The 20,224-nt window shown below is 62.2% G+C and carries 30 protein-coding genes and 1 tRNA gene; 2 read left to right on the forward strand and 29 right to left on the reverse strand.

The features are described 5' to 3' along the window. The first annotated feature begins 139 nt into the window (after positions 1-139). Positions 140-216 (forward strand) — tRNA-Pro (locus tag OYT13_RS13730). Between the two features lie 86 nt (positions 217-302). Here the strand turns inward: OYT13_RS13730 and OYT13_RS13735 are convergent. From OYT13_RS13735 to OYT13_RS13795, 13 genes are all read right to left on the reverse strand, one after another. Further along, complete coding sequence (locus OYT13_RS13735; RefSeq protein WP_268566387.1) at positions 303-686, reverse strand: DUF1353 domain-containing protein; 384 nt, start codon at positions 684-686, stop codon at positions 303-305. Next, positions 683-1,120 carry a hypothetical protein gene (locus OYT13_RS13740; RefSeq protein WP_268566388.1) on the reverse strand — a complete coding sequence of 146 codons (438 nt, stop codon included), beginning with the start codon at positions 1,118-1,120 and terminating at the stop codon, positions 683-685. The genes OYT13_RS13735 and OYT13_RS13740 overlap by 4 nt, the downstream gene beginning before the upstream one ends. Before the next feature lie 10 nt (positions 1,121-1,130). Then, on the reverse strand, positions 1,131-1,445 hold the full coding sequence (locus OYT13_RS13745) for a hypothetical protein (RefSeq protein ID WP_268566389.1): 315 nt from the start codon (positions 1,443-1,445) through the stop codon (positions 1,131-1,133). Next, a complete protein-coding gene (locus OYT13_RS13750; protein WP_268566390.1) occupies positions 1,442-1,756 on the reverse strand; it encodes a hypothetical protein in 315 nt (104 codons plus the stop codon). The genes OYT13_RS13745 and OYT13_RS13750 overlap by 4 nt, the downstream gene beginning before the upstream one ends. A 10-nt stretch (positions 1,757-1,766) precedes the next feature. After that, positions 1,767-2,390 (reverse strand): hypothetical protein, encoded by a 624-nt coding sequence (locus OYT13_RS13755; RefSeq protein WP_268566391.1) that lies wholly within the window; start codon positions 2,388-2,390, stop codon positions 1,767-1,769. Positions 2,391-2,466: 76 nt separating this feature from the next. After that, the gene (locus OYT13_RS13760) at positions 2,467-2,946 is read right to left on the reverse strand and encodes a glycoside hydrolase family 73 protein (protein WP_268566392.1); all 480 of its coding nucleotides are present in this window, start codon (positions 2,944-2,946) and stop codon (positions 2,467-2,469) included. After that, positions 2,943-3,263, reverse strand: coding sequence for a hypothetical protein (locus OYT13_RS13765; protein WP_268566393.1), 321 nt, complete (start codon positions 3,261-3,263; stop codon positions 2,943-2,945). Before OYT13_RS13765 ends, OYT13_RS13760 begins: the two co-directional genes overlap by 4 nt. A 133-nt stretch (positions 3,264-3,396) precedes the next feature. After that, positions 3,397-3,921 (reverse strand): DUF4376 domain-containing protein, encoded by a 525-nt coding sequence (locus OYT13_RS13770; RefSeq protein ID WP_268566394.1) that lies wholly within the window; start codon positions 3,919-3,921, stop codon positions 3,397-3,399. A gap of 10 nt (positions 3,922-3,931) precedes the next feature. Next, complete coding sequence (locus tag OYT13_RS13775; RefSeq protein ID WP_268566395.1) at positions 3,932-5,353, reverse strand: hypothetical protein; 1,422 nt, start codon at positions 5,351-5,353, stop codon at positions 3,932-3,934. Positions 5,354-5,380: 27 nt separating this feature from the next. Continuing rightward, positions 5,381-6,043, reverse strand: a complete 663-nt coding sequence (locus tag OYT13_RS13780) for a DUF2612 domain-containing protein (protein WP_268566396.1) — start codon at positions 6,041-6,043, stop codon at positions 5,381-5,383. A 1-nt stretch (position 6,044) separates the two neighbouring features. Then, positions 6,045-7,226: a baseplate J/gp47 family protein gene (locus tag OYT13_RS13785; protein ID WP_268566397.1), complete on the reverse strand. Its 1,182-nt coding sequence runs from the start codon at positions 7,224-7,226 to the stop codon at positions 6,045-6,047. Further along, entirely contained in the window at positions 7,223-7,570 is a 348-nt protein-coding gene (locus tag OYT13_RS13790; protein ID WP_268566398.1) for a hypothetical protein, read from the reverse strand. Before OYT13_RS13790 ends, OYT13_RS13785 begins: the two co-directional genes overlap by 4 nt. Positions 7,571-7,572: 2 nt before the next feature. Beyond that, positions 7,573-8,319 carry a Gp138 family membrane-puncturing spike protein gene (locus OYT13_RS13795; RefSeq protein WP_268566399.1) on the reverse strand — a complete coding sequence of 249 codons (747 nt, stop codon included), beginning with the start codon at positions 8,317-8,319 and terminating at the stop codon, positions 7,573-7,575. Between the two features lie 13 nt (positions 8,320-8,332). Between OYT13_RS13795 and OYT13_RS13800 the strand changes: the two genes are divergently transcribed. After that, entirely contained in the window at positions 8,333-8,740 is a 408-nt protein-coding gene (locus OYT13_RS13800) for a hypothetical protein (protein WP_268566400.1), read from the forward strand. Here the strand turns inward: OYT13_RS13800 and OYT13_RS13805 are convergent. The 16 genes from OYT13_RS13805 to OYT13_RS13880 all read right to left on the reverse strand — a co-directional run bounded on the left by OYT13_RS13805 (position 8,737) and on the right by OYT13_RS13880 (position 20,222). Then, entirely contained in the window at positions 8,737-9,717 is a 981-nt protein-coding gene (locus OYT13_RS13805) for a phage protein (RefSeq protein WP_268566401.1), read from the reverse strand. The two genes, OYT13_RS13800 and OYT13_RS13805, sit on opposite strands and share 4 nt — an antisense overlap. Continuing rightward, positions 9,717-10,031 (reverse strand): phage baseplate plug family protein, encoded by a 315-nt coding sequence (locus tag OYT13_RS13810; protein ID WP_268566402.1) that lies wholly within the window; start codon positions 10,029-10,031, stop codon positions 9,717-9,719. The genes OYT13_RS13805 and OYT13_RS13810 overlap by 1 nt, the downstream gene beginning before the upstream one ends. 1 nt (position 10,032) lies before the next feature. Then, positions 10,033-10,590 carry a phage baseplate protein gene (locus OYT13_RS13815; RefSeq protein WP_268567883.1) on the reverse strand — a complete coding sequence of 186 codons (558 nt, stop codon included), beginning with the start codon at positions 10,588-10,590 and terminating at the stop codon, positions 10,033-10,035. A gap of 23 nt (positions 10,591-10,613) precedes the next feature. Beyond that, positions 10,614-12,386, reverse strand: a complete 1,773-nt coding sequence (locus OYT13_RS13820) for a hypothetical protein (protein ID WP_268566403.1) — start codon at positions 12,384-12,386, stop codon at positions 10,614-10,616. Beyond that, positions 12,379-12,510 carry a DUF6889 family protein gene (locus OYT13_RS13825; protein ID WP_268566404.1) on the reverse strand — a complete coding sequence of 44 codons (132 nt, stop codon included), beginning with the start codon at positions 12,508-12,510 and terminating at the stop codon, positions 12,379-12,381. Before OYT13_RS13825 ends, OYT13_RS13820 begins: the two co-directional genes overlap by 8 nt. Positions 12,511-12,566: 56 nt before the next feature. Continuing rightward, a complete protein-coding gene (locus tag OYT13_RS13830) occupies positions 12,567-13,055 on the reverse strand; it encodes a phage tail assembly chaperone (protein WP_268566405.1) in 489 nt (162 codons plus the stop codon). Then, complete coding sequence (locus OYT13_RS13835) at positions 13,055-13,495, reverse strand: phage structural protein (protein ID WP_268566406.1); 441 nt, start codon at positions 13,493-13,495, stop codon at positions 13,055-13,057. Before OYT13_RS13835 ends, OYT13_RS13830 begins: the two co-directional genes overlap by 1 nt. A gap of 12 nt (positions 13,496-13,507) precedes the next feature. Then, positions 13,508-14,992, reverse strand: coding sequence for a DUF3383 domain-containing protein (locus OYT13_RS13840; protein WP_268566407.1), 1,485 nt, complete (start codon positions 14,990-14,992; stop codon positions 13,508-13,510). A 38-nt stretch (positions 14,993-15,030) separates the two neighbouring features. Then, entirely contained in the window at positions 15,031-15,582 is a 552-nt protein-coding gene (locus OYT13_RS13845) for a phage neck terminator protein (protein ID WP_268566408.1), read from the reverse strand. 3 nt (positions 15,583-15,585) lie between these two features. Beyond that, positions 15,586-15,957 carry a hypothetical protein gene (locus OYT13_RS13850; protein WP_268566409.1) on the reverse strand — a complete coding sequence of 124 codons (372 nt, stop codon included), beginning with the start codon at positions 15,955-15,957 and terminating at the stop codon, positions 15,586-15,588. A 2-nt stretch (positions 15,958-15,959) separates the two neighbouring features. Beyond that, positions 15,960-16,511, reverse strand: a complete 552-nt coding sequence (locus OYT13_RS13855; RefSeq protein ID WP_268567884.1) for a hypothetical protein — start codon at positions 16,509-16,511, stop codon at positions 15,960-15,962. Positions 16,512-16,579: 68 nt separating this feature from the next. Beyond that, positions 16,580-16,963: a DUF4054 domain-containing protein gene (locus OYT13_RS13860; protein WP_268566410.1), complete on the reverse strand. Its 384-nt coding sequence runs from the start codon at positions 16,961-16,963 to the stop codon at positions 16,580-16,582. Between the two features lie 39 nt (positions 16,964-17,002). After that, positions 17,003-17,353: an STY1053 family phage-associated protein gene (locus OYT13_RS13865; RefSeq protein ID WP_268566411.1), complete on the reverse strand. Its 351-nt coding sequence runs from the start codon at positions 17,351-17,353 to the stop codon at positions 17,003-17,005. Between the two features lie 12 nt (positions 17,354-17,365). Next, the gene (locus OYT13_RS13870) at positions 17,366-18,403 is read right to left on the reverse strand and encodes a DUF2184 domain-containing protein (protein ID WP_268566412.1); all 1,038 of its coding nucleotides are present in this window, start codon (positions 18,401-18,403) and stop codon (positions 17,366-17,368) included. Positions 18,404-18,414: 11 nt separating this feature from the next. Continuing rightward, positions 18,415-18,909, reverse strand: a complete 495-nt coding sequence (locus tag OYT13_RS13875; RefSeq protein WP_268566413.1) for a structural cement protein Gp24 — start codon at positions 18,907-18,909, stop codon at positions 18,415-18,417. 14 nt (positions 18,910-18,923) lie between these two features. After that, positions 18,924-20,222, reverse strand: a complete 1,299-nt coding sequence (locus OYT13_RS13880; RefSeq protein ID WP_268566414.1) for a DUF2213 domain-containing protein — start codon at positions 20,220-20,222, stop codon at positions 18,924-18,926. Between the last annotated feature and the right edge of the window lie 2 nt (positions 20,223-20,224).

The raw sequence follows: 20,224 nt of genomic DNA on the forward strand, positions 1-20,224 counted from the left end.
CGCCAACGGTAGACGTCGCGCTGCGCGTGCCGGATGCAAAAAAATATGCGTACGACACGCACGTCCTCTTTCTTTCCCGAGCGAAGCTCTGCTATACTCGCCTTCTTTCGAGCAATGCATCTAGACGACGCATTTCTCACGGGGCGTAGCGCAGCCTGGTAGCGTACCTGCATGGGGTGCAGGTGGTCGGAGGTTCAAATCCTCTCGCCCCGACCAGAATAGAACCCGCACAGTCATTGGCTGTGCGGGTTTTTTCATGGGCAGCGTGTCGTGACTTAGATCATCTTGATATTAGATGACATCTAATATTCTGCTTTAAGCGCAGCGCCCCAATGCGAGCCGCCACCGATCCGAACGCCCCAGTACATGAGCCACCGGCGCCACGCAGGCACACACGTGACCGCTGACGCTTCGCGCAGCACTTTGTCGGCTACCGTCCGCAGCACCGGTTGAGTCGTGTAAAGCCAGTCATGCACGACGGCCGCCTCGTTCGATGTCCCTCCTGTCAGCCAATACACGACCGGCAGCCTGGGCACCGACGCTAGGTCGGTGATGAATCCGCGCGGCACGATGAAAACTTCGTCGGCAACGTCGGATTGATACACCAGCGCTGCCGCGAGCCGCCACCGGCCATCATCGCAACCGGTGGCGTTCTCGATGACCAGGCGCGTCAGGAACCGGCTCATTTCGCCGCCGGAGCCGTTGCAGCCGTTGGCACATCCTGCGGCCACGCCGCGATCGCCGCAGTCAACAGAATCTGCGCGGTCGTCACGCCCAGCACGATGCGGTCCTGATCCTGCGCGGAAAGCGGCGACGCCTTCGCCACGGTGATGATCGCGGGAAGGCCCGCGCTGGCAAGCGTCTGCAGGTTGACGGAGTCGACCGTCGAGCCCGACGCACACACCGCATTCACGACAGGCTGCGCGTTGGAAAGCGCGTGCAGCGCCGTGTCGCTCATGCCGTTGACCTGCTGCAGCGATGCGATCGCCACTTCGACAGGCGGGCACACGCGGGCGGCGACCTGCGCCGGCGTCGGTACGGACTGGCCGGTCGTGGAACAGGCCGCGAGGACGAACGAAAGCATGGCCGCGCACGCGGCCAGAATGGCAAAACGCTTCATGGTGGATTCCTTACGGGGTGGTGAACTTGACGGCGGCAGCCGCCGCACTGGTGACTGCGGCCGAGATGCTGGATGCGATGCCGCCGCCGGCGGTGATCGGCGCGCTCGCAGAAACGCCGGTCTCGCCGAAGTCGAGGCTGAAGCCGTCGGGGGTGTTGCTGACGCGTACGGTGACGGTGCCGACGTCCTTGCTGCTCGAGACGGACGCCGCGCAGCAGATCAGCCGACCGGTCGAGTCATAGAACGGCCGCACCTCATACCGGGCAGTGCCGACGCAGGCCGACAACGCCAGGCAGGCGGCGCACGCGAGCGCGGCGCGGATCACTGTGGGGCGCCAACCGGCGGCGTCACGGGTTCTTGGGCAGCGTTGGTACCGGACGACGGAACAGCCGCCGTATCGTTCGGCGGCAAAAGCGAGACGCCCGTAAGAAGTGCCGAGCTGCCCGACTGCGCCGAGTGGAAGCCGCCCACCGCACTGATTGCTGCGATAATGATGGTCACCAGACCGCCGATCTGCGCAATGAACGCGCCGACGTCGGTCTTGCCGTTGTAGGCGAACACGCCCCACAGCGCCAGGACCGCGATCAACAGCAGCACGAGGCCGAGATACACCGCAATTTTTTGCTTGATGTTCATGACATTCCTTTCAGGTTGGTTGGTGAGGCACTTCGTCTGGCGTGAATACGAACCCCAACTTGCGGGGGTACGCCTGGAACACATAGGTGGGAAAACTTCGGTGGTGGATGCCGTGCGTCGGTGATCGATGGAACTTGACGGCGACCGGCAGCATGTTCTGCATCGAGTCAACAAACATGTCCGGCTTGGCCGGATCGAATGCCTTCCAGTCGAATCCGCGCAGCGCAGCCAGTTTGCAGATCAGCCAGATGAGTGATTCGCTGGCCGGGAACGTCTCGCCGGTCGGCGCATCCGTCACCCGATCGAGCACCGGTAGTTCAGTGATTTCGCCGAGGGCGATCCCACGCACCGTCTCCCAGTCAACCGCGTCCGCGTCGGCCCACTCACAGAACAAGTGGTGATATTCGGGGTCAGGCTGGCCGCTGATCGCGCACCGCAGCCCTGCTTTATGTCCGGCCGCCTTGGTGTGGCGGAACGTCGCCGATTCGTTGCGCGGCGCGCTGTGATCGGGGTAGTACTCAACCTCGACGATGGTTTCCTTGACGAGGTGCTCACCTGCGACCTTCGCCAAGCCATCGGCGGTGCACGCTTGGCATGGATTTTCAAGCGGCAACCCGTGGCTGCATCGCTCCATATGAACTCCGTAAACGAATAAGCCGCCCGAAGGCGGCGGTTACATGAGGCAGAGCGATCGCTCTTGCTCGCGGCGCTTAACCAAGCTTGGCAGCGCCTCCGATCACATCGAACCGATCCAGCTTGCGCGCCTGAATGGTGGCAGTCAGCTTTCGGGCGTAGTCCGGGTCCGTGGCATATCCGGCAGCCGCGATCGCGCCAGCGAACCGAATGCCGTCGGCAAAATCGAATGCCGCCCGGTACCGGGGGTTGCCCATCAGAAACGCGGCGTGATCGTCGATGCATGCTTGCCAGCCCGAATAGCGGCGCCACTGTGCCGACACCGTTATCCGCTTGCCCGCAATGACCTCGGCGGTCGGCATGATGACCGTCGGCCCCTTCCATGCGCGATCGGCTTTGACGCCGAACAGGTTGAAGGCTGCTGTCGCGAGCTTCGACGCCCCCCAGCCCGATTCCAGTGCGCCTTGGGCAATCGTGAAACTAGCGGGAATTTTAGTGCGCCGCATGCAGGCCTGGGCTGCCGGCGCGATCGTCGAGATGAAATCTTCCGGACTCATAGCACCGCCATAACAAATTTGAACGTGGCGCTAAGCCAGTCCGGGAATTCGTGAAAATGCCTGTAGTACCAAATGCCGTAGAGCGCGCCGAACGGCGCTACGAACGGCAGAAACACACTGCGCATGAGAAAGCGCCAAGCGGCAGCCAGACGGCAACCAATGCGCACAGCGACGATGCCGTCCGCCCAGGCACTGCGGATGAATGCCGTGTCGCCCGCAACCTGCTGCGTCAACGCCGTGTTCTCAGCGATGGCCATGTCCTGCGCGCTCATGCGCAGAACAACGTGGCGCCGAAAATCTTCCTCGGGCATGTCCATGATTTCGCTCGGTTCCATTAGTCCCCGGAAATGAAAAAGCCGCCCGAAGGCGGCTTGGATGTTCTGTCGAATCTGCTCACTGGCGACTGCGGCAAGTGTCGCTCTTTCATCTGTTTAGATGACCGCCAACGCATCAACCCCAGGTGATGGCCTGAACGCCTTCGATCGTCGTGGCAGCCGCGATTTCTGCCTTCAGCGCGGCGCGCTTGGCAAATGCAACACGGCCCTGCTCGAGCATGGCCGCGTACAGCCCCTTCAGGTCGTCGAGCGTGAAGGCGACCAGCGTGTTGTCGGCAGACTTCCAGGTAAAGCCGGACGGCACCGCGGCGGCCAGGTCGTATCCGGTCACCGCTTTGAGTAGCACGCTTTGGCTGTCAAGGCCCGTCGATCCGCCACAGTCAGCCTGATACGTTTTGGTCACACCGGCGGCGGTCGAGTAAGAGACATCCATCTGCGCCGCTACCACGTAGGCCGCGTCGATCATGGCGTCCTGCAGCTTCCGTGACTCGCTCAGTGTGAGCGGGGGATTTTCGATTGCTTCGGCTTCCGCATCGGTGATCGAAGTACATCCGGAGGGGAGAAAAGACTCCCCTCCGTTCGCAATATCGTCTTCGCTCAGAAAGTGAAGTCGGCCGCTCGTGTCTTGAAAATAGGGCATCTTGGTATCCTTATTGCAGTTCGCTCCATGCCGCGATAGTGGGCGAGCTGGAGGAGTTGACGGTATAGCTCCATCCGGGCGGAACGAAGCCTGCCGCCCCGGTCTGCTGACCGCCAGTTGTCGTGTTATCGCGCCCATACCCAACCGGGATGGCAGAGCCACCCGGCGGATAAGCGTTAATCGTCACATCGACAGGCACGGAGTTCGTGACCTCGACAAACACCATTCGCCCCTTGGCGGAAATGTTGTAATAAGTCGTACCGAAGCCTCGACTACCGAGAAAACTCTGCCACTTGGCCCCATACCCGAAGCTCGAAAGCGCGGCAAGGACTTGACCACCAGTAGGGCGGAGCAGCGTGTGTCCCGTCGCATAGACGCCCGCTGTCGCCTCGGTGATTTGCATCATGCCGACGACGAGATACGGGCTATTGGCACTCACTGCTGACGCCGAATAAATCACGCCCGCCGAAGTCGCCCCTGCGCTGATCGTCGTGGGGCTTATCAGGTTGGTTTCATCAAGAACCAGCCCGCCAGCAAGGTTTGTTACGCAAAGTACCGGAATGCCGCCGTTATAGGCGAGCAGAAAAACGAGTGTTGCAGACTGCCCCGACGTCGCGCCAAGCGTCGCACCACTGGGGACTACCAGCGATAGGTTGCCAATCTCGGCAGCAGAAAGCGGCACCGGCACGCCGCTTGTGAGCGACGCGGCAGGAAATTGCATAACGCCAAGCGGCGTAAAGTTCACCGTCAGCGCATTGGCGGCGACCGACGCGGAAAGACTCTGCGATTTTGCGGGCAGTTGCGCGAGCTGCGCCGCATGCTGCGGCTGAGTCGCGGGTGCGATTTGCTGGGCACCGCCGGTGCACTCGATCAGCACCCATGCGCCGTTGCCGGAATTCACGTTGGACGCGACGACATACAACAGGGTCGCGATCCCTTTCGCGGGAAGTTCGCCACCCTGTAACGCCGCAAGGCCCATGCCGAGGATCGGCTTTGCCACCAGCCCGTCGGGGGCATACGTCGACGCGCCGGTATTCGCGTTCGCGATGGACACGCGCTGGACAAGGCCGGTCGCCGACGGCAATGCCGTGAGCACCGGCGAATTGACCGCCGTGTACGCGTTAGCTGCCCCCGCGTCAGCGAGCACGACCTGCTGTCGAGTCAGGGATTGGATGGCGCCCGTCAGATTGGCGAGCAGGGTCGGCGTCGTGCCATCATCCACCGCGGACTGTCCGCTATTGCTCACGATGAACTGAGCGAGCACTGCCGACATGATGCTCGACTGGCGCCACACCTTGTTGAGCTGCGCTGAGACGGCAGTCCCAGCTTGGAAACCGCTCGCGAGCGCGGTGAGGGCCGCGTAATCGCTCTGCGAAAGCACGTTCGCACTTGCCCCTACCGCGAAGGGCAGGAAATCATTCGTGGTTGCCATGAATTTGTCTGAGTTGACGTGAGGGTTTTACAGGGCGCGAGCCCACGCGCCAGTGTCGAAACCGGCGACAAGATCGTTTGCCATATCGAAACCGAAGACGGGCGTGCCATCGTTGGACGTGACGAGGTAGTAGTTCACGCGCACGGCCTGGGGCTTGATGGGCACATAGCCGCCTGACAGCAGAGCGAGAAAAAGTGCGGAAGGCACCTTCCCGGATATGCCGACCGTGATCGACATGTCCTGGTTGTCCTGGATGAAAACGTGCGTATCGCCGCCAAATATCTGGGCAAGAATCGCTTTCGAGCCAGCAAGCGTGCCGTCCCAGTGGTTGGCACCGATCCGCGCTCGCATCAACAGGCGATATGTGTCGTCGTCGAGGGACGTGATGCCCGTATCGGGATCGAACGGCCCCTTCCACACGCCCTGGTCGAATCCTGGCCCGACTGTGTCAAACGAGAAATACACGCCAGTCAATGGCGTGGCGACGTTCCGCTTCACGCCCACCCACAGACCTACGGCGTCGAGCTGGACACCTACCGCATCGTCCAGGTCGAATGCGGAAGGCATGGCCGCGACGCCGTTCTGCGCGTCGACGAAGCATTGCGCCACTGCCGCGACCATCGCCATGTATCTCGGCTTGTCCGCGTGCTCGGCTGTGATCTTGCCCGTGTAATCGGTGATGTCGGCCATATCAAACCGGTGTCATGGTGATGCTCGCGGGCGTACACGTCGCCGCCTGGTTGAACGCGAGGGGAACGTCGGGACTACCGGCACCAGCCGGCCCCGACAGAGACAGCGACACGATCTTGAATGTGTTTGCGCCGTTCACAGATTTCGCCGCCGCAACGCATTCGTCCCACTCGACAGCACCGGCAAGGCCGCCGCCGATTGCAACCGAATTCACATAGTCCGAGATTGCCTGCTGGGCGCTTTGCCCGATAGCAGTCGTGTAGCCGGTCAACGCCTTGAAAGTTACTGCCGCCGTCACGGCTTGGTCGGTTGGCCGGTAGAAGCGAATGACGATCGGACGCCCGTAGATGTCTGTGACAGTGATTGACGTTGTGCCGTCGGTTCCCCCGCCGGGCCCCTTCTTTGCAGCGATGGCCAGAGCGATCGCGTTCGCATCCCCCCCTTCAACTACGAGCGCAATTGTGTGTGGCGGAAGGCCGTTGGCGTCCGTGACGTCGGTGTCGTTTTCGTAGCCTCTATACCGGGTCACCCCGGGCACATTGGCCACGGCCCCCACCGTTCCTTCGAATACCGTAAGCGATGGAATGGCGGTAGAAGTCGCTTGTCGAGCCTTCAGGGCGGGATCCAGTTCAACCGGCGCGCCGGGCGCCGCGTCCGAGGGATTGTTGACCGTTTGCCAGCCGCGCGTCGGCGTCATGATTGTGATAATCGTCCCCGCGGTGGCCTCGATCGCACCGATCTGGGTACATGTGGCGGTGACAGTGATCTGCCCGGACGGCGGAATCGTGACCGTTACCGGGAGCGCCCAGTTGATCCGGTTCGCGTCCTGCACCAGTCCGTTGGTGATCGTCGTGCCTGCCTGCCCGACGAGAAGCACGTCTGCGGTCGAGTACGAGGAAGCATGGCGAGCGATGCCGTTGATCTTCACGTTGCTCGAGAGCGCCGCGCCCTGCGCCGTCGCCGGGCTGAAGCAGTTGTACACCGCGATGGCCACACTGTTGGCGTCATTGATCGCCGACGCGATAACCGCGAGAAACTGGCCGTCCTTGCTGTCGGGTTCGAGGTAGGTATCGGCGCCGTAGATCGCCCGGTATTGCGTCTGAAGGAAGTCGAGCACATCGGCAAAAGTCGGTGCATGAATGCCGGTGGCGTCGATGGTCGGTGCGGTCGTCGTGATGGTCACAGCGTTACCTGTACTGTGGTGGTGCCGTAGATTGTGGTGATGGTCGCTACCACCGCGAGCGCGCGCGTGTCTTCGTCAAGGCTGCTCGAGTACTCGGTGATCTCGACGACGCCCTGCGTGCCGAGAATGCATTGCCGGATGGCGCTGTCGGCGGTGCCCTGCGTGTTCTTGCCGAGAACTTGCTCCCACGGCATGCCGGCCGTCGTGTCGAGAAACCATTCACCCTGGATCAACTGCAGGCGCGTGCCGACGGCTTGGGCGACTGCCTCGGGCGAATCCACCAGGAATGCAGCGGTCCCGCCGAGGACATAATCGCCGTCGGCGTCTTCTTTTCTGTATCGCATGGTCAGTTCACAGTGCCGGAATTGCCGGAGCCAGGCTGCACACCGTTGTGCGTGTGGGTGTCGTCGACACGCTTGCCATTTGCCGTGATCTGGCCGATGACATTGAGGATGCCGTTGAACACGGCCGCTGCCCCGCTCGCCGCGCTGCCCACCATGCCGCCGATGAACGTCAGCAGCCCCGTGATGGTCACCGCCTGCGAGAACGAGGCCAGCGGCGTGACGACGTCGAGGCCGCCAGGCGCGACGATCTTCACCTTCTGGGTCGACGGGTTGAGATCGATAAACGTTGCGCCGTCGTCACTGCGAAGCTGGGCTGATGCCGTGCTCACGCCTGATAACGCGCGCGGCCGCGAGCGCGTGCCCAGTAAAACGAAGCCATCGGACAGATCGTGCATGCGCGGTTCGACCTGCTCCTGCACGCCGCCAGACTGCCACCAGCCGTCAATGCAGCGCGAGGCGAGCACCACCAGGCACTCGTCGCCCGGGGCGACCGGGAAGGTTAGAGTACAATTTCCACCTGCGGGAAACTGAACTGGGCAGTCGACCAGCAGCGGTAGCGGGATGGACGTGACCGAGCCGTCGGGACCTCGGGCGCGCATCTTTATCGCCGGCTGCACCGTGCAGGTCATGGCTACAGGGTCGAACGACTGAATGATGCCGGGCAACGCGGTCCATACGTCAGACAGAACGCTTCGAAGGGCGAGCAGCAACGTCTGGTTGGGGTCGCCAACGCGCTCTTGTCGATTCATAAGGGGGATTCAGGTGAAGAAGCTGATTTTCTTGATGCTTGCTGTGACTTCGGCCACTGCAGGAGCGAAAGAGGCCTACGTGTTCCCTCCCGGACAGAATCAGGTTGGCGACGTCGTCCCGAGCGAGAAGCTCATTTACGTGCTGTACACGAAAGAGAAATGCGGCCTTCCTGTCGTCCACGCGAGCGACATGCGCCGCGCAGATATCTCCGGCGGCGGACGCACGAATCAGGGTTGCTGGGGAAAGACGCTCTCCGGTGACCCCGACTCAGTGATAATCGTCGATCGGTATGGCAACGTCACGCCGTCGTCCACCGGCAACATGGCTCGCGCGACCATCAGTGCGTCAGGTGAAGCGACCGTTATCGAGCCGTCTGCGTCGCTGAACGAATTCCGCAAGAGATTCCCGGGCGTTCGCTAACCGTTGGTCTTGACGGAACCGGGAACGGGACCGACTGCGCCGAACGTCGATTTTCGCTGCATCTCTTCGCTGGGAATGACCGTCGGGTCGGCTGAAATGCAGATCAGGTCCGTGTACCAATCGTTCTCACGTGTGTCGCCCTGATGCTCTGCGACCATCACGTAGTAGTAGCCGTCCGCGTTCAACGGGTTCGTCGTCTGGATGAAGGCATTCCGTGGCTGCTCGGAATTAGCCAGCCCATATTCCAACTGCTGCACAGAACTGGGCGTGAGTTGGATCAGCGTCCCTATTTTGTAGTTGGGATTAAGCAGTGTGCGTACTTGCACGCCGTTCTGTGTCTGGACCGGCAAGCCAATCATGCCTGTGTTAGCGTTCACCCCTCTTATTTCCGCCGGCATATAGCTAGACTCTGGCACCACCTGCAGCTTGCCGTCTTGGATCGACCATGTCGTTTCGGTATTTCTCGCCGTGCATGCCAGAGCATCCCGCGCCATCCCGAAAAGCACCTTGCCGCGCGGCAGAGGGTTCGACTGCAACCCCGCCGTGTACCCCACCCCGACGCCGTGCTTCGCCATCGCCTGAGCCGCGACATTGAAGTGATCCTGCGCGGTCGAGCCGGCGGCCAGCGTGGTGCTCACATAAGCGAAGTTGTACGCCGCGTCGCCGTCGGCCGCCGTAATGTCCAGGTGGGTGTCGACCTGGCTGGTGCGCCCGCGACGAGTCTGCACCACCGTACCGTCGAAGATCAGGCCGTAGTTCCCTTCATACCCGGCCTGCAGCACGACTCGTTTGAATTCCTTCTGCACCCGTGCCATCGTGGCCGGGTTCATGTTGTAGACCCGGATACGCGCCGAGTTCGGCGTCTGGAAATCGCCGCGCTTCACCACGAACGAGAAGCGCAGCTCGGACAGGTCCAGCGCGTCGCCAGCGTTCTCGCCGATGATGAGAGACGCCTTTCGAAGATATTGGTCGGTCATCAGTCCGTCACCCAGAAAACATGCGAGCCGACCCCGAGGTCGTCGAACGTGGGCACGTTGTCCGGATCGTCAGCACCCTGCACCCAGATCCGGCCGCCTAGCCCAAGGTATGCGTACTGCTCGAGCAGGTCGGCACCGGTCACTAGCGGGATGCCACCAATGATCGGCGCACCGGCGGCATCTGCGATGTCCAGAATCCAGCCTGCGCCCCCGGCCGCGCGGTACTGCACCGTCAAGGTGTACTCGACACCGGAAAGCGTTACGCGAAAGGTCTGCGGCGTGGGCGAGAGCGGGATTTCGTAGAAATTGGCCATGTCATTGCGGTGTGACCGATCCGCCAGGCGCCGGCGTGGCCGGCACCGCCTGTTTCGAGCCGGTGTTCTGCGTTTCAGCGGTGCGCGACGGATCTGCCTGGCTATCCCGCGGCGGAAGTTTTGTCGCCTTGGTCTGAACGATGCGGATCTGTCGTAGCGTCGCCGTGAGCATCAGCGCACCGCTCGTCTTCGCGTCGTGCACCACGCGAAGGCCCTGCAACAGGGCGTTTGAGTACTTGCGGCGAGACGTCACAGCGTCGAAGGGTATGCGTGAAGCCTGCAGCTCGAGCAATTTCGAATAAACCGCGTCGATGTAACCAGACTGCGTTGTGCTGCCGAAATTGTCGAACTGGACGACACTGGAACCGAGCAGCGCCGCGTAGTCTGCGTTCGACCATCCGCACTTGAGCACGACGTCCGGCTGGCGCTTGAACGCATGGTCGGTGATCTGAGCCCCTTGCTCGACCGGGTGCTCGGTGATCTGCAACTCGTCGGTGTACACCTCTTCGATCGTCACACCGATGCGAATCGTTCCCAGCGTCTTGGGGATGATCGTCATCACGTCGAAAACGTCGAGGATGCTCACGACAGTGCCCCTTGCAAGTTTCGAGTGAGTTGCTGATTAACGCCAACCTGTTCATCGCGCACCGCACGGCCTGTGGCCTGCGGATCGCTGCCACCTGAGACGGTGATGTTGGTCTGGTTGGTCTGTGTGACGTTCATTTGGCGCGTTCCGCCGCCAGCCGCGCCGAGGATTGCTTCGGGCGCATATGGGTTACGCCCGTTCTCGTGCCGAGTGATCTCGGCGGTCAGACCCGCGATGACCTTCGGGTCGTTCATGTTCAATGCCTGGTCTTCGCCAACGCCGAGACGCTTGGCCACGGCGCCGACATAGGCGCCCGTGTCGTTCTCGCTCGGCGGCGCCCAGCGGTTGATCACGCCGCGCACGGTGTTCAGACCGCGTCGCGCGTAACTGCGCAGCAGATCCCCCAGCGCTCGCAACCCGTCTTCGGCCGACTGAAACACAGCGAACCCGCCCGAATCCTTGCCGACGGCCCCTTGCGATTTGGCGAAGCTGCCGTAGCGGATGTTGCCCGGGTTGTTATTGCGAAGCCCTCGCGGAAGCGACTTGTCTTGGCCGGGCGCGGCGCCACCGGGCGGTGCCACGTTGGACGTCGTGCCGTCAGGGTTCGTCACCGTCATGCCCAGCTTGCGACGCTCGGCCAGGTACTTGTCTTCCCCCTGATTCAGCCCCTCGCTATGGAACATGAGTCCGATTGCGCCGCCGATGCGCGCGAGCGGCGCGAAGCGGCTCAGTAGTCCGGCCACGCCTGCTGCGATGCCGCCACCAGCGGCAGCGCCACCGGCTCCCGCCGCCGCGCCGGCTGCTGTCGCTGCGCCGCCTAAGGCCCGCAGTGCGGCGACCATCTTCCAGATGCCACCGATGAGTTGGAAACCGCCAAGAGCCTTAAAGATGACGATGGCGCCGAGGATCTTCGTCGACCATCCGTCCGTCGACTTGTCCAGGTCAACGAACATGTCAACGATTTTGCCGAGCACCGGTCCGATCGCCTCGGCGGCAGCAATAACCGCCATAGCGATGTCACCGACCCGCTGCTCAATTACGGGCCCATTGCGCTCAAACCACTTCTGGAACTCGGCTAGCTTCGGCCCAAGGCGCTGCACAAGACTGCTTTCGAGCCGCGCGGCGAAGTTGTCCCATACAGCCCCCAGATCGCGCAGCGCGACCATGAACTTGTGTGAGTCGTCCGCCGCCTTGTCGAAGCCGGTCTTCGCGGCCATTTCGCGGTACTGCTGCAGGTACTTCGCGAACTCGCCGCTGCGCATCGCGAGCAGCAGGTTCTCATCGATGCCGAGAAGGTTGCCGTACTGGCTGGCAAGATAAGTCGGCTTCTTGGCGAGTACACCGCCAAGGTCGGCCATGATGTCGACCGTATCGCGCAGCTCGCCGTTGGCGTTGCGGGTCTGGACGCCAAGACTGGCGATGTAGCTCTCGCCGGCCGGGTTGTTGCGCATGAAGCGCGCGAGCGACTCGACGCTGCCGCGCGCCGTCTCGGCCGAAATGCCAAGATTCTTGGCCGAGAATTCGACGGCCTTCAGGCTGGTGACGGTCGCGCCGGTTCGCTGAGAGACGAAATACAAGCTCTCGAGCTTCGACGCGAAGGCAGCAACGCCAGCACCGATCGCCAGGGCTGCACCCTCGATGACGGCCACCATGCGTACGACGCTCTTCGTCGCGTCTTCGACGCCGCCCTTGAATTCCTTGAGGCCCTTCTCATCGACCTTGTACCCCAAGGCGACGAGGAATTCCCGGATGACGGTCGGCTCAGCCATTCTCTTTCTCTCTCAGGCGCTCGGCCAGCGCACGATTGTCGTTGCGCACGGCCAGCGCGTCGTTCATGAGGGCGATGTCGTGCAGACCGAGTACACCGTCGAGCAGCGATTCGTACTTGCACATGTCTGCGAGCACCGGCGCCAATAGCCAGTCTTCGCCGCCAGGCAGCCGAGCCCAGTCTATGCCGTCGTAGGCGGGTGACTCGCGGGGCTGATAAGCCACCCGGCAATAAAAGGGCCGAGACTATCCACAATCACCTTGATCGACAGCTCGATCATTACTGCGAGGTCGATGTCGTCATAGGTCGGTTGCTTTGCCGCCGATGCCCAGATGGAAAACCACGCATTCCCCTGGAAGCGCTGCACGACCGCCAGGCACTCGCCGATCACGTAGTCGGCGTGCTCATCCGGAAGATTGGCAAGCCCGTCGGCGAATGGCTGCAGCACCTGCGGCAGCGTCGCAATGTCGTCGAGTAGACCGGCACGCTTCCCACCATCGTCCAATCCGGCTGCGTCCGTGGCGTCCTTCTTTGTTCCGGCCAACTTCAGCATGATCGGCAAGATCGCGGGCATCAGCGGCGCGATCTTGCGCGACACGTGCAATTGCTTCATGGCCGACAACTTGCCTACGCGGTATTTGATGCCACGAATTTCGATGTCAGCGGCCATCAGTACGTCCCCAGGATGCCGTCAAGTTTGATGCTGTGGAATACCCACTCCATCATCGCGCCCGCCTTGTCGTACACGACGCGCGGCTTACGAGCAAATGCACAGTCGCGGCCGGTATGCAAGTCGCCGGCTACCGAGTTGGACACGGTGATGATGTTCTTGCCATGAACTGCACTGCTCAGCGTCTGTGCGTCGTAGGCCGCCTGAAGAATTGCATTCTTCGGGCTGGTCTTGAGAAGACGTACGGTGATGCTGCCCGATTTGTCGGCGTGCAGACTGTGCATGCCCTCGCCGTCAGCACCGACCGTCATGGTGTTTTTATCACCGGCAGGCTCAATGCTGATGCCCTCTTCTGCCACGGCATCGCCCGAACCGAGCGACGTTGCGATGCCCGGGCCAACGATGTTGGCCTGGACGTCCTGAAAGCTATAGGTCGGCATTTGTTGCCCCTGTTATCGGTTGACGTTGACGAGGATATCGACGGAATGGATCGCGCCGGCTTCCTTCGCCGCGATCTGGAATGGCACGGACTTGCGTGCCTCGCGGTCGGACTGTGCCTGCGAGGCGATCGAGGGCGTGTAGATGTAGTAGCCCTTCGAGAGCGTATCGCCCTGCTTCAGCGCAGCGAACCCGCCCGAGTTCCACACACCTGGGGCCAGGTACCCATTGTTCACGGCTGCGGCGCATGCGGACTCGATCACCGCGGCGATCAACGCGTTACCAGCATCGGTCTGCGGGATCTTCGTCAGGCTTTGGTAAAGCAGGTTGTAGACATCCGTCTGGATCCGGTTTTGGAACCAGATCGAGTTGTAGACCGAGTCGATAAAAATTCCGCTCGGCGTCACGCCGGTCTGCACGATCGCCGTGTCGTTCGAATACTTCACGAACACGTTGCAGTTTTTCGCCTGCAAGGCGTTCGCTTGAGTCGTAGTCAGCGACTCGGCCACGATCCCCGGTTCCTGCTTGTACATCAGGGTGATCGTCGTGTTGTTGGCGTTGAAGTCGACGGTCAACAGGCGCCCGAGCAACGAAACACCTGCATACGGGCTCGCGCTCGAATACTGCGTGAAGCTGTATTTGAGGTTGAGTGCCTTGAAAAGGCTTGCCAGATCGGTGGTAACCGTGGAATCGAGGGCTTGCGGATTCTGCGTCGTCGCCCCGTATAGGTGCTTCTGGTCGGCTTCGATCAGTTGGGCGACCGCGACGTGCTGGTCGTCGGTGACGCCACTGTCGGCGAACGCCAGCCCCAGAAACTGGTTCGCAAAGCGATCAAGGAAGATCGCCACCGCATCGGTCGGCGACTCGGCCGCAATCCCAGGCGCCGGGGTACCGGCAAGGCTCGACGTCAGCGCAAGCTGCGCCGAAATGTCGGTACCGCTTGCCGGCGCGATCGCGTAACCGATAGCCGACGTGGCCCCGGTGCTATTCGATGTGACGACGAACTGCGAGCCGTTCCAGACGCAAGTCGCCCCCGTGAGCGAGCCGTTGATGACGGTCGCCACGCCATTGAGGTTCGTTTGCGCGGAAAAGTCGAGGCCGGACACGGTCTTCGTCGTGCCATCGACCGGGATCTTGAATGCGCCCGTCGTGACCGACGTCCAGTTGGTCATCGCCTGCTGTGCGGTCGACAGCGCGCCACCGCGCAACACGCCAGACGTTGCGGTCTTCGCCCAGCGCCCGATGCACAGTTGCGCGGGCTGGGGCGTCTGCTGGCAGTAAAGCGCCGCTGCCTCGTACTCGGGGGCAGACGTCCCGAAGTCGTTTGCGACGGCAGTGATGATGTCGCTGCCCTCATAGATGCGCATGCGCTCACCGGTGTCGATGACGGCCGATGCTCCGAGCAGCAGCGCGGTGTTCAGGTTCGCGCCTTGTGCAGCCAGCGGCGACATGTTGATCGAAACGTTGATCAGCCGCGAAACCGGCAATCCGTTGGACATGGTGATCCTCTGCGTTGGTGAAAGGTATGAGGGTCGGCCTACTCAGTAGTGGTCGACGTCTGCGCGGATAGAAGGTTGAGCACGCGGTACGTGCGCGTCACCTTGCGGCGCAGTCGCACGGTGATGTCGTAGCGGCGCCGCACCTGCTGGTTGACCACGTCAGGTGCGCCGACGATGCCCGATGTATCGATCAGGCCGAAATCGTTCAGTTGAAGCTGTTCACGGTTCTGTGGCACGAACAGGCCGTCGCGCAGAATGCGCGCGTACTGGCTGGCGTTTGGGCCGTAGAACTGGCACTTGACCTCAATGTCTTCGTGCCGAAGGTAGGTATCGCTGCCGTCGGCGGCTGGCTGGTGAGTCAGACCTGCATTCGCGTCCGGCTCGAAATCGGACGCAGTGAATCCGCACCAGTTCGTGCCAGGCTCAGGAATCTTCGGCGCCGTCGGTTGCGGGTATGGTCGTACGAGCTGGCCATCGAGTCCGGTGATACCCGCGATCATGGTCTGCAAGAAGTCCTCGAGCGCGGAATCCTCGATCGGCGGCGTCGACTGCACAGGGGACAGGAAGCCACCGGTCGAGCTGTCGTTCATGGGTTACCCCGAAAGCGGTTTGAGGTCGCACGTGGCGCAGACGAAGCCGCGCCCGAAATGCGAGTAGTCGTTGACGTTGACGACCGTGTACACGCGTCCCTGCCAGGTGACCTCGTCGGCGTCAAAGCCGGCGCTGCCATCGGTCAGGCGGAACGTCGTGTGGATGGTGATGGACCCGATGATTCTCGAGCCGTCGGCGTTCCGGTGCAGGATGTCGCCCTTGTCGCTTGTCACGACACCCGAGAACGCCTGCTGCGTGGGCGTGTTGGTCGCACGGCCACGGGCGTCGACGGCCTGCGCATTGCGTGTGACCGTCAGCCCGATGTCCATGAAATCCGGATCGAACAGGACGTCGGTAACGTCGAGTAAGGCCATGCCTACCTCTTCTTTTTGCGACGCACGAACGTGATCGCATTGCGCAACTGGCCGGTATTGATCAGCGGGACAATACCGGCCGCAGATTGGATCTCGGCGAGACTCATGCCAGCGGCCTGCGCGCCAGCGTCGACCATGTCGAGGTACGCCTGTTCACCCTTGCGACGAGTGGCCGTCCCGCGCTGCCGCGCGCGCTCGCGTATCGTGCCCGGCTTGAGCGGCGGCGGGATATTGCTGCCGATCTTGGCCTTCACCGTGCTGGCACCGAGCAAACCGACTCGATCCATCCGCTGAAGCGCCAGATCGCGCTTCCCGTCCAGCGCAAGCCCAGCAGCGTCACCGAGTTCCTTTGCTGCGCGGTCCTGAATGCTCTTTACGCCAGGCACAAGAAACGGGCGTGCCGGGACGTTGTTCGCGGCCGAGCCGTTCTCTTGGACATAGCCGATCTCGGCGTTGTTGATCGGGCCCGCATCGCCGTCCTTACGGTCGGCGGTGGATGCCGGAATGCCGACGAGAATTTCTTCGTTGACGATCCCAGCAATGGCCTTGAGCACGTCGTCCAAGCGGTCGACGGGCATTTTGAATGGCATGATGAGTTCCCGGCAGACAGCCGGGACGAGCGTCAGAGTTGCAGGCCGCCGGCGCCAAACATTCTTGCGAGAGTGAGATAGCGAATGCCGTACTTCGACATGTTCCAGAACCCCACGCCGTCGATCGTGACCGACTTGGTGTCGTAGCCGACACTGACTTTGTCGACAGACTTTGAAGCGGTAGCGCCCTTGACCTCGCCGGGGATGCCCCCAGCGGCGGAAACCGTCTGGTCCTGATTGGCAACCACCAGATGGTGAGCTGTAACCAGGCAGACGCCCTGATCCGCCAGTACACCCCAGCGATCAGGGTCGACGAGCGACACCGCGACAACCATCCAGAATTCGACCTGGCTGTCGGGGTACTTGGCCGTGTCCGAGAACTCAGGGAAGTACGATCGGAAGTCGGTAGGTGTCATAAGCTGAAGAATGATGCCCGGTGAAGGGCATCATACCCCTCACTTCTTGGCAGTGGGAGCAGCCTTGGCAGCCGCTGCCGCCTCGACTGCAGCCTGCTCGGCGACCTTCTCGCGGGCCGCTACCGCTTCCTCGCGTTTCGCCAGATCGGCGTCGCGCTCATCGGCGGCCAGTTCGCGCTCGGTCAGCGCCTTTTCCCGCTTCGCCAGATCGGCGAGCAGCTCATCGGCGGCTTTTTCGCTTTCACTGGCGGGCTCTGGTTCACCGACGTGTGCCTTGACGAACCAGTGGTCGGCAACTTCCGCCGAAACACTGTGGTTGCCCACAGCGAACTGCTTCGGCTCGCTACCTGCGTTCAGGGTGAAAGCCTTCTTTACGTAGATCTTCGGCATGGTTTCCCCTAGTCAGATGCCGTCGCGGTAGCCGACGGTTTCCGGGTACACGAGTTCGACTGCCCCCAGACGACCGTAGTACGTCACGAGCTGGCGAATATCGCGATACTCGAGCGGCGTGCGCTGCAACGGCACCATCGGGAAACGGATCTTGTCCTGTTCCTTGGTGTAAGCCACCATGCGGTCCGCGTTCGCCGTGCCACGCTGATACAGCCACTTGAGCGGCTGGATGTTCAGCGGGCGACCGTTGATCGAGTTCGAAATCGTGTTCTGCTTCAGGTATTCAAGCACGCTGATATTGCCTGCGCTGCTTACCTTCGCGCTGACCAGCAAGCTGAACTTCGCCGGTGGCACACGGAACTCGCCCGGGCAGATCGCGTAGCCGGAGGCTGCCCAGGTGCTCGACAACAGCTCATTGACGTCGGCGAGGATCTGGTCGGGCGTAGCAGTTGCCCAGTTGCCGGTCTGCGCGTTCGTCAGGTTTGTCACGAGAGCGTGATTCACCAGACCGGTCACACCAACCACACCGTCGCCGATGTACACCTGCTCGTCGACGTCCATGTTGTGCTTGAGCTGCATACCGGTGAACTTCTGCTGGTCCACCGGGCGGCCGAGCTTCTGCGCTGATTCCAGTTCCGGCAGCGTCCAGCCGAGTTGCATGCCCCACAGCGTCAACGGGTTCGCCGTCTTGCCGATGTCCAGCGCGATACCCGCGATGGCGTTCGCGTCCTTGCCGATCCACGACTTGCCATTCGGCGATGCGCCGCCGGCGGCAGCGAACGACGAGTTCGTGAACGACGACGTCTCGTCAGCGATCGATACGTCCTCACGCAGGTCGATGTCGCGCGACCACGTGACCGAAGCCAGAGGGCCGTGCAACGCCGGGTCGAGGCGTTCCAGCTCGCCGATCAGGAACGCGCCGGTGCTGTCGATGGTCTGCGCGTCGTAGGTCTGAAGGCCGTCGCGCGTGCGCGCACGGATGATGCCAGGCGCGCGTGCGATGGCGATACCGGCCGCCGAGGCAAGCAGGGTTTTGTGATGAGTGGTCATTGCCGTCCTCGTCAGATGTTGTATTCGATTTCGACGTTGCCGTTAGCATCGCCCGCGTTCTTGAACTTCGCGCCGACGATAACAACAGTGTTCGTGCTGTCTGCAGCGGCTTCGATACCGCCGATCGGTTTGCCAGCAGCAGCGGCCGCCACCCGCACATACACGACGCCATCTTCGGCGGGCGCCCCTGCGTTGTTGCGCACGGTCATATAGCCGCGGCGCATCAAGTCGCCGATTCCGCTCGTGGGCGGCGTCGCCGTGCCCTGCGGCTCGGAACCAGCACCGCCAGTCGTCGGGTACGGGCGCACCAGGAAGCCGACAATCAGATCGGCGGTGTCACTAGCAGCCAGCGGGCGCATCTTGCCGCCGACCTTCTTGACGGGGATGCCGTACGAGGCGAACGGATTCGCCGAATCGAACGTTGCGGGTTCGATGGTCGATTGCGACGGGCGCGAAACGTCGCCCGGGATGCCCGAAGGCATGCGATACAGGATTGCGTTGCTCATGTTCGGGATTCCCTTTACGAGGCGGAACCTTGACGGTCCCAGAACTTGCGGTTGGCCGCGTTGATGTCGGCCACCGATTTGCGCGTGCCAAAGTCGCGCGTGGCGACCTTGCCGGTGCCGCTGCCGCCGTTGTTGCGGGCCTTCATCAGCTCAGCCGCGCCGGTAAAGGTCGCGTGCACGCTGGCCATCGGCATCGCGTCGAAGTCCGCCGTGCGACCGGCCAGGAAAGGATCGATCGCGGCCTTGCCGGCTTCGGTCTGGTAGGCGTTGTCGAGCGCTTTCCGCTGGCACTTGCACAGCGCCGCGGCCCGGTCCTTTGTGTTCATCTTCGCGTCGAGCGTCGGCAGCTTGATGCCCGGCGACAGGATCTCGGCGCGCGCCATGATGTGTGCGGCGGAATCGCCGGTGAACAGTTCGACACCTTCCTCGCTGGTTTTCTTGGCAGGCACAGGGTTGGTCAAATCACCCTCGTCGCCGGTTTGACTACCGTCATCCTCGTCATCATCTTCGGCGGCAGCCTTCTTCAGCTCTTGGATGTCGGCATCCATAGCTTTGAGGCGCCTGAGGATCTGCCCGAGTGCGTCTCCGGTCTTGCCGTCCTTCTCTTCGGCTTCGCGCTTCTTGCGCTCCTCTTCCGTCTCGGGCTCGTCCTCGTCGGCCGTCTGGCCTTCTTCGAGGGCTTCTTCGAGGGCCTCGGCATCCTGTGCCTTGAACGCGGTGCGCACGCGGTCGAGCCAGGTGCGCTTCTTGGGCTTGCTGTCTTTCGTCTTCATCTCTGGTTCCTTATCTCCGATCGCGCAGCGCGGGCCGCAGCGGCCGCGCGGGACGATGGCTACGTGGTTGACAACGATGTTCCGCTGAACCCCGCGGCCGGGTGATACCTGCTCATAGTCAGCCTCGTATCCCAGGCTGACTTCTTCGATTTCTTCGTCCTGCACGGCCTTGATTGCATCCGGCCGTTTGATCAGCAGGTCTGCAACAAGCAGGTCGGGTTCCGACGCGCTTCGTCGCGGGTTGAGCATCACGCCTTGCGTCAGGCCAGAGTAGTTCGCCGGTTCAACGAAGTCGCCCGGATGGTCAAGCGTGATGTCCTTGCCCATACAACTGGCCATCGTGGCGTCCCGGAAGACCTCGTCGGGCGTTCGACTGATACGAATCAAGCCGTCGAGTCCGGCCTCGACCGGCACTTCGCCCGACGCGTATAGCATCTCGCCGGTGCGCGCGACGGGTACGTCTTCGCAGAGCAGGAACCCTTCAGGCGTGAGCGAGCGCTTCGGCCCCAGATTCTGGACGGTGTAAAAGCGCATTGCCATGC

Source organism: Pandoraea sp. XJJ-1, assembly GCF_026802345.1.
In the GTDB taxonomy this organism is placed as follows: domain Bacteria; phylum Pseudomonadota; class Gammaproteobacteria; order Burkholderiales; family Burkholderiaceae; genus Pandoraea; species Pandoraea cepalis.

What these genes read in the sequence shown, in the direction of transcription:
- OYT13_RS13735 (WP_268566387.1), bottom strand. Translation starts at nt 686, where the DNA reads ATGAGCCGGTTCCTGACGCGCCTGGTCATCGAGAACGCCACCGGTTGC.
- OYT13_RS13740 (WP_268566388.1), bottom strand. Translation starts at nt 1,120, where the DNA reads ATGAAGCGTTTTGCCATTCTGGCCGCGTGCGCGGCCATGCTTTCGTTC.
- OYT13_RS13750 (WP_268566390.1), bottom strand. Translation starts at nt 1,756, where the DNA reads ATGAACATCAAGCAAAAAATTGCGGTGTATCTCGGCCTCGTGCTGCTG.
- OYT13_RS13755 (WP_268566391.1), bottom strand. Translation starts at nt 2,390, where the DNA reads ATGGAGCGATGCAGCCACGGGTTGCCGCTTGAAAATCCATGCCAAGCG.
- OYT13_RS13760 (WP_268566392.1), bottom strand. Translation starts at nt 2,946, where the DNA reads ATGAGTCCGGAAGATTTCATCTCGACGATCGCGCCGGCAGCCCAGGCC.
- OYT13_RS13765 (WP_268566393.1), bottom strand. Translation starts at nt 3,263, where the DNA reads ATGGACATGCCCGAGGAAGATTTTCGGCGCCACGTTGTTCTGCGCATG.
- OYT13_RS13770 (WP_268566394.1), bottom strand. Translation starts at nt 3,921, where the DNA reads ATGCCCTATTTTCAAGACACGAGCGGCCGACTTCACTTTCTGAGCGAA.
- OYT13_RS13775 (WP_268566395.1), bottom strand. Translation starts at nt 5,353, where the DNA reads ATGGCAACCACGAATGATTTCCTGCCCTTCGCGGTAGGGGCAAGTGCG.
- OYT13_RS13780 (WP_268566396.1), bottom strand. Translation starts at nt 6,043, where the DNA reads ATGGCCGACATCACCGATTACACGGGCAAGATCACAGCCGAGCACGCG.
- OYT13_RS13790 (WP_268566398.1), bottom strand. Translation starts at nt 7,570, where the DNA reads ATGCGATACAGAAAAGAAGACGCCGACGGCGATTATGTCCTCGGCGGG.
- OYT13_RS13795 (WP_268566399.1), bottom strand. Translation starts at nt 8,319, where the DNA reads ATGAATCGACAAGAGCGCGTTGGCGACCCCAACCAGACGTTGCTGCTC.
- OYT13_RS13805 (WP_268566401.1), bottom strand. Translation starts at nt 9,717, where the DNA reads ATGACCGACCAATATCTTCGAAAGGCGTCTCTCATCATCGGCGAGAAC.
- OYT13_RS13810 (WP_268566402.1), bottom strand. Translation starts at nt 10,031, where the DNA reads ATGGCCAATTTCTACGAAATCCCGCTCTCGCCCACGCCGCAGACCTTT.
- OYT13_RS13815 (WP_268567883.1), bottom strand. Translation starts at nt 10,590, where the DNA reads ATGACGATCATCCCCAAGACGCTGGGAACGATTCGCATCGGTGTGACG.
- OYT13_RS13820 (WP_268566403.1), bottom strand. Translation starts at nt 12,386, where the DNA reads ATGGCTGAGCCGACCGTCATCCGGGAATTCCTCGTCGCCTTGGGGTAC.
- OYT13_RS13825 (WP_268566404.1), bottom strand. Translation starts at nt 12,510, where the DNA reads ATGTGCAAGTACGAATCGCTGCTCGACGGTGTACTCGGTCTGCACGAC.
- OYT13_RS13830 (WP_268566405.1), bottom strand. Translation starts at nt 13,055, where the DNA reads ATGGCCGCTGACATCGAAATTCGTGGCATCAAATACCGCGTAGGCAAG.
- OYT13_RS13835 (WP_268566406.1), bottom strand. Translation starts at nt 13,495, where the DNA reads ATGCCGACCTATAGCTTTCAGGACGTCCAGGCCAACATCGTTGGCCCG.
- OYT13_RS13840 (WP_268566407.1), bottom strand. Translation starts at nt 14,992, where the DNA reads ATGTCCAACGGATTGCCGGTTTCGCGGCTGATCAACGTTTCGATCAAC.
- OYT13_RS13845 (WP_268566408.1), bottom strand. Translation starts at nt 15,582, where the DNA reads ATGAACGACAGCTCGACCGGTGGCTTCCTGTCCCCTGTGCAGTCGACG.
- OYT13_RS13850 (WP_268566409.1), bottom strand. Translation starts at nt 15,957, where the DNA reads ATGGCCTTACTCGACGTTACCGACGTCCTGTTCGATCCGGATTTCATG.
- OYT13_RS13860 (WP_268566410.1), bottom strand. Translation starts at nt 16,963, where the DNA reads ATGACACCTACCGACTTCCGATCGTACTTCCCTGAGTTCTCGGACACG.
- OYT13_RS13865 (WP_268566411.1), bottom strand. Translation starts at nt 17,353, where the DNA reads ATGCCGAAGATCTACGTAAAGAAGGCTTTCACCCTGAACGCAGGTAGC.
- OYT13_RS13870 (WP_268566412.1), bottom strand. Translation starts at nt 18,403, where the DNA reads ATGACCACTCATCACAAAACCCTGCTTGCCTCGGCGGCCGGTATCGCC.
- OYT13_RS13875 (WP_268566413.1), bottom strand. Translation starts at nt 18,909, where the DNA reads ATGAGCAACGCAATCCTGTATCGCATGCCTTCGGGCATCCCGGGCGAC.
- OYT13_RS13880 (WP_268566414.1), bottom strand. Translation starts at nt 20,222, where the DNA reads ATGGCAATGCGCTTTTACACCGTCCAGAATCTGGGGCCGAAGCGCTCG.